Genomic DNA, 9,813 nt, shown 5'->3' with positions numbered 1-9,813 from the left:
AGACGGGCATCCCGGATCAAAGCCAGACTATCAGACGATCAACACACAAGGTGGCATGCGAAGCATGACGGATGAGGGGTTTCCCTGGCGGCATGAGTCAACGACCGCCGATGGCCCGTCACCGGCTCCACCGGTATGACCCCTCATCCGACCTCGCTGCGCTCGGCCACCTTCTCCCGCAAGGGGAGAAGGGTGATCACTCTCCCCTCGCCCCGCCCTCGACAACCGCCTATCCTTGCGAATCCCATGCCCATCCGTCGCCTCCCCCCCGAAACCGTCAATCGCATCGCCGCCGGCGAGGTGGTCGAACGTCCGGCCAGTGCCATCAAGGAACTGGTCGAGAACGCGCTCGACGCCGGGGCCGCGCGCATCGAGATCCAGGCCGACGGCGGCGGCCTGACCCGCATCCTGATCGCCGATGACGGTCACGGCATGGCCCCGGACCAACTGGCCCTGGCGGTCGAGCGTCACGCCACCTCCAAGCTCGAGGCTGACGACGCCGGCGACGTCGACCTGCTGCGCATCTCGACCCTCGGCTTCCGCGGCGAGGCCCTGCCCTCGATCGGCTCGGTCGCCCGCCTGACCATCACCAGCCGCGCCCGCCCTGAGACCGGGGCCGCTCCGGCCGAGGCCTGGGCCGTCACCGTCGAGGGCGGCGACCAGCGCCCGGTCGCCCCCGCCGGCTTCCCCGGCCCGCACGGGGCCCGGGTCGAGGTCCGTGACCTGTTCTATGCCACCCCGGCCCGGCTCAAATTCATGAAGTCCGAACGGTCCGAAGCCATGGCCATCTCGGAAGAGATCAAACGCCAGGCCATGGCCCATGAGACGGTCGCCTTCACCCTCGACCTCGACGGCAAGACCACGCTGCGCCTGCCGGCCGAACACCCCGGCGACGAAGGTCGCCTCAAACGCCTCGCCGCCCTGCTGGGCCGCGATTTCGAGGCCAATGCCCTGCTGATCGATCAGGAACGCGACGGGGTCCGCCTGAGCGGCTTCGCGGGCCTGCCCACCTACAGCCGGGGCAATGCCGCCCACCAGTATCTGTTCGTCAACGGCCGCCCGGTGAAGGACCGGCTGCTGCAGGGGGCCCTGCGTGGAGCCTATGCCGACTTCCTCGCTCGCGACCGCCACCCGGCCGCCGTCCTGTTCCTCGAGGTCGACCCCCTCTATGTCGATGTGAACGTCCATCCGGCCAAGGCCGAGGTCCGCTTCCGCGACCCGGCCATGGTGCGCGGCCTGATCGTCGGCGGCCTGCGTCACGCCCTGCACGCCGCCGGACACCGCGCCTCGACCACGGTCGCCGCCGACGCCCTCGCCGGCTTCCAGGCCCACAGCGGAACCCCGTCGGCGTACAGCCCGTCCTCACCCTCGGCCGCCGGTTTCAGCGGCTGGACCGGCTGGGAATCGACCCCGCCCCCGACGACGAGTGTGACCGGCGTCATCCCCGGCCTCAACGAGCGCTCGGCCCGGTTTGAGGGGGGGCCATCGTTCACCGATCAACCATTGATGACCGCCGGTCCGGGACCCAACCCCGTTGACTTCCCGCTCGGCGCGGCCCGGGCCCAGCTGCACGGCACCTATATCGTGGCCCAGACCCGCGACGGCCTCGTCGTCGTCGACCAGCACGCTGCCCACGAACGCCTCGTCTATGAGAAAATGAAGGTGCAGATGGCCCAGGGTTCGGTGGCCCGTCAGGCCCTGCTGACGCCCGAGGTGGTCGAGCTGGACCCGGCCGAGGCCGAGCGCGTCGTCGCCCGGATCGACGAACTTGCGGCCCTGGGTCTGATCGTCGAACCGTTCGGCGGCGGCGCGGTGCTGGTACGCGAGACCCCGGCCCTGCTGGGTGACACCGACGTCCAGGGCCTGATCCGCGACATCGCTGATGACCTGTCCGAACACGGCGCGGCCCTGGCCCTCAGCGAACGGCTGGGCGAGGTGTGCGGCACCATGGCCTGCCACGGCAGCGTCCGCGCCGGGCGCGTGCTCTCGGCCCCCGAGATGAACGCCCTGCTGCGCCAGATGGAGGCCACGCCCCACTCCGGCCAGTGCAACCACGGCCGCCCGACCTATGTCGAGCTAAAGCTCAATGACCTCGAGAAACTGTTCGGGCGGCGTTGAGGGTGCCCCGCCGGGCGGGACACCCCCGACCTCAGTCCGCCAGCGCCCGGGCGGCATAGGCCGCCATGGCTGCCGCCATCCACGCAGCCAGCCCCGGATTCAGCCCCTCGTAACGGGCATTGAATTCGGGATTGTCGACATAGAGCCGTCCCAGACCAGCATAGGCAGCCGCAGTCGGGGGTGCCTTCCACGTCCGCTCGACCCAGGCGTGGTGACGGGACAGAATCGGGTCCAGAGCCGGGTCCTCGGCCGCCGTACCGGCCTGCATCGCCAGGACGAAATCGCCCTCCAGCCCCGCCACCTCGGCCATCCAGTCGCCGCGCTGTTCCGGCGACATCGCCGCCATCGCCGCCCGCCCGGACTCGATCCGCTCCCGCGCCGTCTCGCCGTATCTATCGATGATCCAGGCCTCGTGTTCGGCCTGCTTTTCCGGGCTGAAGCCCTCGTAGAGTTGCTTGTCCATAACGCTGTCACGTCCTTCCAGTTCGGCGATCGTGCGGTCGATCGTCCGGGCCAGTCGGCGAAAACGGTCCGCTTCCCCCTCGATCCGCGCCCGCTGCTCACGCAGCATCTGCAGACGATCGTGGCCGACGCGGTCCAGCAGGGCACCGATCTCGCCGAGGGCGAGGCCGAACTCCCGATGCAACAGGATCTGCTGCAATCGCAGCATCTCCTCGCGTCCATAGTAGCGATATCCATTTTCGCCGACCGACGCGGGCTTCAGCAGGCCGATCTCGTCATAGTGGTGCAGGGTCCGGACCGAAGTTCCGGACAGCCGCGCCAGCTGGCTGACGGTATAGGTTCTGAGGCTCGCATCGTTCCGCATGGACATCCCTATCGGGCCTCACGCCGCGTCAGGGTCAAGCGTTGTTTTTCAAACCACGCCATCCGACCCGACAGTCCCGGTCGCGGCCTGGTCCTGCCCGGTAATCCGCCGCCAGATGCGCTTGCGGGCCTCCAGTACCGAAACGCCCAGTGCCGCCGCCACGGTCCAGAACAGGGCCTCGGTCGAGAGCGCGGCAACCACGGCCAGAACGAAGCGGGTTCCCCGGCTCACATCCATCCAAAGGCCGATACCGAGCGCGACCCAGCCGCACACCGCCGCGACGACCAGCAACATCACCAGGGACCAGAGGAACCCCTTCCCCCTGTTGAGCAGGCCCGGCTTTGCGGTTTCGATTTGCGTTGTCATGGTGAACCCCTTTCAAATTATTGGCACCTGATCTGAAAGTCTCTCCCGGGAGCGGAGTCTTTCATCCCGACGTTCATTTTTTTTGGAGACCGCTTGGGACGCGACCAGACATTCGAAGCCTTGCTGGCCGAGCACGGGGCAATGTTGCGCCGGATCGCCTCGACCTATGAGGCCGGCCGCGAGCGTCGCGATGAACTCGAGCAGGACATCCTGCTGGCCGTCTGGCGGGCCATGCCCCGCTATCGCGGTGAGGCCCCCGTCCGTGCCTTCATCGCCCGCGTGGCCCACAACCGTGCCGTGACCCATGTGGCCCGCGAAGCCGCCGAACCGCGCCGTCAACCGCTGGATGAGGCCGCACCTTTCGACGGGCCGACACCCCACGACACCGTCGAGCAGCGCGACATGCAGGACCATCTGACGACCGCAGTTCGCGCCCTGCCCCTGTCCCTGCGACAACCCGCTATGCTGACCCTCGAAGGCTTCACTCCCGCCGAGATCGCCCAGATGCTGGGACTGAACGCCAACACCGTCTCCATCCGTCTGACGCGCGCCAAGGCCGCGCTGCGCGAGGCGCTCAATCCGGAGAAACCGTCATGACGACTCCCACACCCGACGACTGGTCTGATCTGGCCCGGACATGGGTCGACACATCCCGGAGCGGACCCGGCCTGGATCCCGCATTGATCAGAACGGTCCTGCGACGGGACCGTCTGGCCCGTCTGAATTTCGTCGGAGAAATCGCCGGGGCCGCCGTGGTTATCGGCGTCCTCGTCTGGGCTCTACTGGCGCGGGACCTGCCCTGGTCCATTGCCGTCGCGGCCCTGGCTTTCACAGGATTCGCGGTGGCTATGACCCTGTGGTCCCGGCGCGGCGATCCGGGCGTCCTGACCGAAACACCCGAGGCCGTCCTGCTGTCCGCGATCGCCCAGGCGCGGCACGGGCGGCGCTGGGCCTGGGCCGGCGTCGCCAACAGTGTGGCCGCCTTCGCCTTTGTGGCCAGCATGACCATGCTGGACCCGTCAAGGGGCCCCTCCGAAGCCCTTTTGATCGCAATAACGGCCGGTCTGGCTGTCTGCATCGGCTTCTACCTGCGGCACGCGCGTCGTTGCGGCGACCGCATGAAAATCCATTCAGCCACGCTCGAGGCGCTCCGTGACGAGCCCCCTATTGAACCCTGAGGAACAATACCCGCGCCGCGCCATAGTCGCGGGCATCCAGTCGCTCGTAGCCGGGGGTCTCGATCTCGGGTTCGCCCGCGCCACGCTCGAACACGACGATGGCCCCCGGCTTCAGCCAGTGCTCCTCGACCAGCCGCGCCAGCGCCTGCTCGCCGAGTCCCTTGCCGTAAGGAGGATCGAGAAACGCGATATCGAACACCTCACCCGCCGAGCCCGGGCGTACGCCCAGATCGGTTGCGCTGCGCCGATGGACCCGGGTCTGGCCGAACAGGCTGAAGGTGTCGACATTCTCGCGAATGGCCCCGCGCGCCGCATCGTCGATCTCGACGAACAGGCAGAAGGCCGCGCCGCGCGAAATCGCCTCAAAGCCCAAGGCCCCCGAGCCCGCGAACAGGTCGAGCACCCGCGCCCCAACCAACGGCCCGGCCCAGGCCGCGTGCTCCAGAACATTGAACACCGCCTGCCGCGCCCGGTCGGACGTCGGCCGTGTGCCCTGTCCCTCCGGCGCGACGAGGGCGCGCCCCTTCAGGGCCCCGGCGACGATCCGCACAGATCAGCCGCCCGAGCGGGGTCCGCGGGGACCACCCGGACGCGGTCCGGTCGGCTTGCCGCCGGTGGGGCGCGGTCCGGTGCGGGGCTTGAAGTCGCGCTTGGGACCGTCGGCACCGCGTGGGGCAGCACTATCACGTGTAGCGAAGCTGCGGGTCGGGCGATCACCAGGGCCTCGCGACGTTCCCTTGGGCCCGATCATTTGCTCCTCGCGCGGCTTGAACACCCGCTTGGGCCGCTCGCCCTCAGGCGCGGACGGACTGGTCCCGGCCTTGAAGAAATGTTTGGGCCTGTCGTCCTCGCCCTCGCGCGGCTTCCAGGTCTTGCGCGGCGCGGCGGTGCGCGGTGCCGCCTTGGCCCAGCCCGCCTTCTTGGCCGGACGCTTGCCGGTCTCGGCCCGGGCGCTGCCCTCGGTCGCGGCATCGTGGGCCGCGCGGATTCGGCTGGGCTTGCGCGACGGATCGGAGATGGCCGACCCGGAGTTGCCCTTGACGATCGGGGCATTGTTGCGCCGTCCCGGCACCGGGGTCGGGGTCGAGACTGTATTGCCCTGCGGCAGGTTCTCCGGCCGGATGTGCTCGGACAGCATCTCGCGGATTACCCGCGGACCGACCTCCTCGACCGAACCGACCGCGAGGGTACCCAGCTGGAATGGCCCGTAGGCCAGGCGGATCAGCCGGTTGACGGTCAGACCCAGCGACTCCAGCACCTTGCGGACTTCACGATTCTTGCCCTCGGTGATCGAAACGCCGATCCACAGATTGGCACCGGCGCGCTCGCCCTCGCCCAGCGCCTTGGCTTTTTCAAGCCTGGCGTCGATGGGACCGTAGCGGACCCCATCGACGGTGACGCCGTCCTGCAGCTTGTCCAGCTGGTCCTGGGTGACGCGACCCCGGGCCCGGGCCCGGTACTGGCGCACCAGGGCCGAGGTCGGCAGTTCCAGCGCCCGGCTCAGCTCGCCGTCATTGGTCAACAGCAACAGGCCTTCGGTGTTCAGATCCAGTCGCCCGACCGAAATCACCCGCGGCAGCCCCCCCGGCAGGGCATCAAACACAGTCGGACGGCCACCCGGATCATTGTGCGAGGTCACCAGACCGGCTGGCTTGTGATAGCGCCACACCCGCGTCGCCTGGGCAGAGCCGATCGGCTTGCCGTCGACGGTGATGACGTCGTCGCGCGTCACCAGCACCGCCGGGGTCGCCAAAATCTTGCCGTTCAGGGCCACCTTGCCCAGACCGATCAGTCGTTCGACCTCACGGCGCGAGGCGATCCCCGCCCGGGCCATCGCCTTGGCGATCCGCTCGGCGCGTTTGGGTTCGGCCGGAGTCTTGGCCTCCTTGCCGTCTTTGCGCGGTCCATCCTTGCGGGGCGAACCGTCCTTGCGGGGGCCGTCCTTGGCGAAGGCACCCTTGCCGCCGGGCCGTTCCGGCCGCTCGTCAACGATCCTCGGCCTTGCGACCGAGTACCGTGGACCGCTGGTGGCGGGGTCGGAATTGGATTTGCGCGCCCGGTCATCTTGACGGGGGCGGGGCTTCTTGTCGTTGTCGTCTGTATGGCGGACCATGATGAGCGGTTCATGCGCATGGCACTCGACCTTGCGCAAGCGGCAGCGGACACCGGAGAGGTGCCCGTGGGGGCCGTCGTGGTCGATGAGACCTCCGGAACCGTGATCGCTCGCGGGAGCAATGGTCCAATCGGGGCCCATGATCCCACGGCCCACGCTGAAATCGTCGCCCTGCGCGCCGCCGCCCTGGCTCTGGGCAATTACCGTCTGACCGATCTGACGCTTTATGTGACGCTTGAGCCCTGCACCATGTGCGCCGGGGCCATCAGCCATGCGCGAATCGGCCGCGTGGTCTGGGGAGCCGACGATCCCAAGGGCGGCGCAGTCATTCACGGAGCCCGGGTCTTCGACCTGCCGACCTGTCACTGGAAACCCCGCACCGAAGGCGGAGTCCTGGCTGACGAGGGCGCGACCCTGTTGCGTAATTTCTTTCGCCGTCGCCGCACAGGAACGGTCGCCGCACCCGCCCGTTAGAACCAGTCGATGATAATGTCGGAGACCCTTGATGAAGTTCTCACCCGTCCACCTGTCCTGCATGATCAGCATGCTGCTCATGGTGGCGGCCTGTGACGGGCGTTCCCGGGCTGAATCGTCTGACAGTCGATCCAGTCGGTCCGAACAGGAAAAGGCTCTGGCCCAGCAGACCGCGCGGCACCTCACCGGGGCTGAACGGCAGGACGGCGTGCTCAACCGCTCCGTTCGCGCATTCTATCTCTGCAACAACGGGGAACGGTTGTCGGTGGATTTCGACAACCCACGCATGATGGCCACCGTGCGTAATTCCAGCGGCATCGCCGTGGACCTGCACCAGGAACGCGCCGCCGACGGCATCTGGTATCGCGCCAGCGGCTATGAACTGCGCGGCAAGGGCGCGATGGCCAGCTGGACCGCAGAAGGACTTCCGATCACCGATTGCCGGGCGATCGACTGACCGACCTCAGTCCCGCTGACCGAACTGCGCCAGACGCGCGTCCAGTTGCGCCCGCACTCCCGGCCAATCCTCGTCCAGGATGGCGAACTGGGCCGTGTCCCGCACCCGCCCGGTCCAGGTGATCTTGTGCTTGCGCAGCACACCTTCGTCCCGCGCCCCCAGCTTGCGGATCGCAGCCTGGCTGCCCGGGTTCAGCGCGTCGGTGATGATCTCGACCCGCACGGCCCTGGCATCAAACGCATGACCAAGCAGCAATCGCTTGCACGCCGGATTGATCGCGCCGCCCCGCGCCTCGGGTCGATAGAAGGTGGATCCGATTTCACAACGTCGGTGCTCCGGTCGTATCTCATAGAGACTGGTGGTGCCGACCAGCGCCCCGTCACTTTTGCGTCGGACCGCCCAGGTAATACGAGTCCCGCCAGCCATCGCCATCATCGCCGCCGACCACCAGCCGGCCGAATGAGGTCCATAGGCCGCTGCGACCATCACGTCCCACGAGGCCGGATCGCAGTCGAGCGTCGCCCGCACCTCGGTCTCCATCTCCGGGCGAAACGGTTCCAGCCGGACGAACGCATTCTCCAGAACGACTGCCTCCAGCTTCACGAGGCCCCCTGTTCGCGCAGAAAGGCCAGCAACTGTTCCGGATCGACATCGCGTTGGACAAAGGCCGCGCCGATCCCTCGCGCCAATACCAGTGTCAGTCGCCCACCCTCCGCCTTCTTGTCTCCGGCCATGCGAGTGACCAGCGCCCCGGCGGCGAATGTTCCGGCCGTGACGAGCTCCGTCGGCAGGCCTGCCGCCGCCAGTCCGGCCACAACCCGCGTGGCGTCCTCCGCTGGACACAGCCCCAGGGTCACGGAAAAACGGAAAGCGAGGGCACACCCCAGCGCCACCGCCTCGCCATGGGTCAGCACGGTTTCGTCGAAGCCCAGCTCCGCCTCCAGCGCATGACCGAAGGTGTGTCCCAGATTCAGCAAGGCCCGTCGCCCCGCTTCCCGTTCGTCCTCGCCGACGATAGCGCTCTTGATCTCCACCGAGCGAATCACGGCCCGTTCCAGTGCCGCGGGATCGCCCGCAGCCCCCACAGCCCCATCACCCAACAGCCAGTCGAAAAAGGGCCGATCACAGATCAGGCCGTGCTTCAGTACTTCGGCCCAGCCCGAGCGCAACTGGCGGTCAGGCAAGGTCGCCAGCACGTCAATGTCGGCCACCACCAGGCGCGGCTGATGAAATGCACCAACCAGATTCTTGCCGCGCGGCGTGTCGATGGCGGTCTTTCCCCCCACCGAGGAATCGACCTGGGCCAACAGCGTCGTCGGCACCTGGATGAAGTCGATCCCGCGCATGTACAGTGCCGCCGCCAACCCGGCGAGGTCACCGATAACCCCACCGCCCAGGGCTATGACCGTATCCCTGCGATCCAGCTCATAGGCCAGCAGCCGGTCGATCACCCGTTCCAGCTCTGCGAAGGATTTTGACGCCTCGCCCGGAGGCACTGTCAGAATTCTGGCTTTCAGTCCGGCCGCTTCGAGCGATGCCAGCGCCGCCGGGCCATAAATCGCGGCGACCGTCTCGTCGCTGATGACCACGAGTCGCCCCGGCACCAGCGGTCTGATTCGCTCGCCCAACCGGTCCAGCAGACCACGGCCGACGACCACCTCGTAGGGGATGAACCCGTGACCGGACACAGCGATCGTGGTGCTCACCTGGTCGTCTCCACGGCCCCGAAGGCCTCAAGTCCGCAAACGATCGCCTCGACCGCATCGGCGTGACCGCCGCCGGCAACGTCGACCACGACATCGGCCGTGGCATAGAGAGGATAGCGGACTTCGGCCATGGCTCTCAGCGCCTCAACAGGATCCCGACCACGCAGCAGCGGCCGGGTATCGCGGCGCTGCACCCGCTGCGCCACCACATCGAGATCTGCCCGCATCCACACCGTGGTCGCCCGGGCTTTCATCAGATCTCGCGTGTCCGGGTTCAGAATCGCTCCTCCTCCGGTCGCCAGAATCAGCCGCGGTCCCAGCAGCAGGCGCTTCATCACCCGCGCCTCTCCGGCACGGAATTCCGGCTCACCCAGTTGTCCGAAAATGTCCGAAACGGACATATGGGCTGCGGCCTCGATTTCCACATCCCCGTCAGCGAACGGCAGGTTCAGACGCCGGGCCAGCCGACGTCCCACCGTGGATTTTCCCACCCCCATCAACCCGACCAGGGCTATGGTGCGCTGGTGAACCGGAATCGCCACGACATCGCTCATGCCGGACCTTCCGGACGGCGA

The 9,813-nt window shown here is 67.7% G+C and carries 12 protein-coding genes; 5 read left to right on the top strand and 7 right to left on the bottom strand.

From position 1 onward, the window contains the following. Nucleotides 1-246: 246 nt before the first annotated feature. Nucleotides 247-2,118 carry a DNA mismatch repair endonuclease MutL gene (gene mutL, locus AAC050_RS05085; protein ID WP_339913974.1) on the top strand — a complete coding sequence of 624 codons (1,872 nt, stop codon included), beginning with the start codon at nucleotides 247-249 and terminating at the stop codon, nucleotides 2,116-2,118. A gap of 31 nt (nucleotides 2,119-2,149) precedes the next feature. On the opposite strand, the gene AAC050_RS05080 is transcribed toward mutL, so the two are convergent. Together AAC050_RS05080 and AAC050_RS05075 are read right to left on the bottom strand one after the other, a co-directional pair. After that, nucleotides 2,150-2,944 carry a MerR family transcriptional regulator gene (locus AAC050_RS05080; protein ID WP_339913973.1) on the bottom strand — a complete coding sequence of 265 codons (795 nt, stop codon included), beginning with the start codon at nucleotides 2,942-2,944 and terminating at the stop codon, nucleotides 2,150-2,152. A 48-nt stretch (nucleotides 2,945-2,992) separates the two neighbouring features. Next, complete coding sequence (locus AAC050_RS05075) at nucleotides 2,993-3,310, bottom strand: hypothetical protein (protein ID WP_339913972.1); 318 nt, start codon at nucleotides 3,308-3,310, stop codon at nucleotides 2,993-2,995. Nucleotides 3,311-3,403: 93 nt separating this feature from the next. On the opposite strand from AAC050_RS05075, the gene AAC050_RS05070 reads away from it, so the two are divergent. Further along, nucleotides 3,404-3,907, top strand: coding sequence for a sigma-70 family RNA polymerase sigma factor (locus AAC050_RS05070; protein WP_339913971.1), 504 nt, complete (start codon nucleotides 3,404-3,406; stop codon nucleotides 3,905-3,907). Beyond that, on the top strand, nucleotides 3,904-4,488 hold the full coding sequence (locus AAC050_RS05065; RefSeq protein ID WP_339913970.1) for a hypothetical protein: 585 nt from the start codon (nucleotides 3,904-3,906) through the stop codon (nucleotides 4,486-4,488). The genes AAC050_RS05070 and AAC050_RS05065 overlap by 4 nt, the downstream gene beginning before the upstream one ends. Here AAC050_RS05065 and rsmD read toward each other — a convergent pair. Further along, nucleotides 4,475-5,038, bottom strand: coding sequence for a 16S rRNA (guanine(966)-N(2))-methyltransferase RsmD (gene rsmD, locus AAC050_RS05060; RefSeq protein ID WP_339913969.1), 564 nt, complete (start codon nucleotides 5,036-5,038; stop codon nucleotides 4,475-4,477). The two genes, AAC050_RS05065 and rsmD, sit on opposite strands and share 14 nt — an antisense overlap. 3 nt (nucleotides 5,039-5,041) lie before the next feature. Then, complete coding sequence (locus AAC050_RS05055; RefSeq protein ID WP_339913968.1) at nucleotides 5,042-6,601, bottom strand: pseudouridine synthase; 1,560 nt, start codon at nucleotides 6,599-6,601, stop codon at nucleotides 5,042-5,044. Between the two features lie 12 nt (nucleotides 6,602-6,613). On the opposite strand from AAC050_RS05055, the gene tadA reads away from it, so the two are divergent. Beyond that, entirely contained in the window at nucleotides 6,614-7,075 is a 462-nt protein-coding gene (gene tadA / locus AAC050_RS05050) for a tRNA adenosine(34) deaminase TadA (RefSeq protein WP_339913967.1), read from the top strand. A 31-nt stretch (nucleotides 7,076-7,106) separates the two neighbouring features. Continuing rightward, a complete protein-coding gene (locus AAC050_RS05045; RefSeq protein WP_339913966.1) occupies nucleotides 7,107-7,532 on the top strand; it encodes an MliC family protein in 426 nt (141 codons plus the stop codon). A 6-nt stretch (nucleotides 7,533-7,538) separates the two neighbouring features. Here AAC050_RS05045 and AAC050_RS05040 read toward each other — a convergent pair whose 3' ends face one another. From AAC050_RS05040 to AAC050_RS05030, 3 genes are read right to left on the bottom strand one after another with little or no spacing between them, the layout of a single operon-like run. Then, a complete protein-coding gene (locus AAC050_RS05040; protein ID WP_339913965.1) occupies nucleotides 7,539-8,135 on the bottom strand; it encodes a GNAT family protein in 597 nt (198 codons plus the stop codon). Continuing rightward, complete coding sequence (gene aroB, locus AAC050_RS05035; protein WP_339913964.1) at nucleotides 8,132-9,238, bottom strand: 3-dehydroquinate synthase; 1,107 nt, start codon at nucleotides 9,236-9,238, stop codon at nucleotides 8,132-8,134. Before aroB ends, AAC050_RS05040 begins: the two co-directional genes overlap by 4 nt. Continuing rightward, on the bottom strand, nucleotides 9,235-9,792 hold the full coding sequence (locus tag AAC050_RS05030) for a shikimate kinase (protein WP_339913963.1): 558 nt from the start codon (nucleotides 9,790-9,792) through the stop codon (nucleotides 9,235-9,237). The genes aroB and AAC050_RS05030 overlap by 4 nt, the downstream gene beginning before the upstream one ends. Between the last annotated feature and the right edge of the window lie 21 nt (nucleotides 9,793-9,813).

The organism is uncultured Brevundimonas sp. (assembly GCF_963974615.1).
Lineage (GTDB): Bacteria > Pseudomonadota > Alphaproteobacteria > Caulobacterales > Caulobacteraceae > Brevundimonas.
The sequence above is the reverse complement of the archived record's forward strand: the minus strand, read 5'-3'. Positions and strand labels throughout refer to the sequence as shown.

Bases quoted from the DNA above. Each gene is read 5' to 3' on its own strand.
- mutL (WP_339913974.1), top strand. From the start codon at position 247: ATGCCCATCCGTCGCCTCCCCCCCGAAACCGTCAATCGCATCGCCGCC.
- AAC050_RS05080 (WP_339913973.1), bottom strand. From the start codon at position 2,944: ATGCGGAACGATGCGAGCCTCAGAACCTATACCGTCAGCCAGCTGGCG.
- AAC050_RS05075 (WP_339913972.1), bottom strand. From the start codon at position 3,310: ATGACAACGCAAATCGAAACCGCAAAGCCGGGCCTGCTCAACAGGGGG.
- AAC050_RS05065 (WP_339913970.1), top strand. From the start codon at position 3,904: ATGACGACTCCCACACCCGACGACTGGTCTGATCTGGCCCGGACATGG.
- AAC050_RS05055 (WP_339913968.1), bottom strand. From the start codon at position 6,601: ATGGTCCGCCATACAGACGACAACGACAAGAAGCCCCGCCCCCGTCAA.
- tadA (WP_339913967.1), top strand. From the start codon at position 6,614: ATGCGCATGGCACTCGACCTTGCGCAAGCGGCAGCGGACACCGGAGAG.
- AAC050_RS05045 (WP_339913966.1), top strand. From the start codon at position 7,107: ATGAAGTTCTCACCCGTCCACCTGTCCTGCATGATCAGCATGCTGCTC.
- AAC050_RS05030 (WP_339913963.1), bottom strand. From the start codon at position 9,792: ATGAGCGATGTCGTGGCGATTCCGGTTCACCAGCGCACCATAGCCCTG.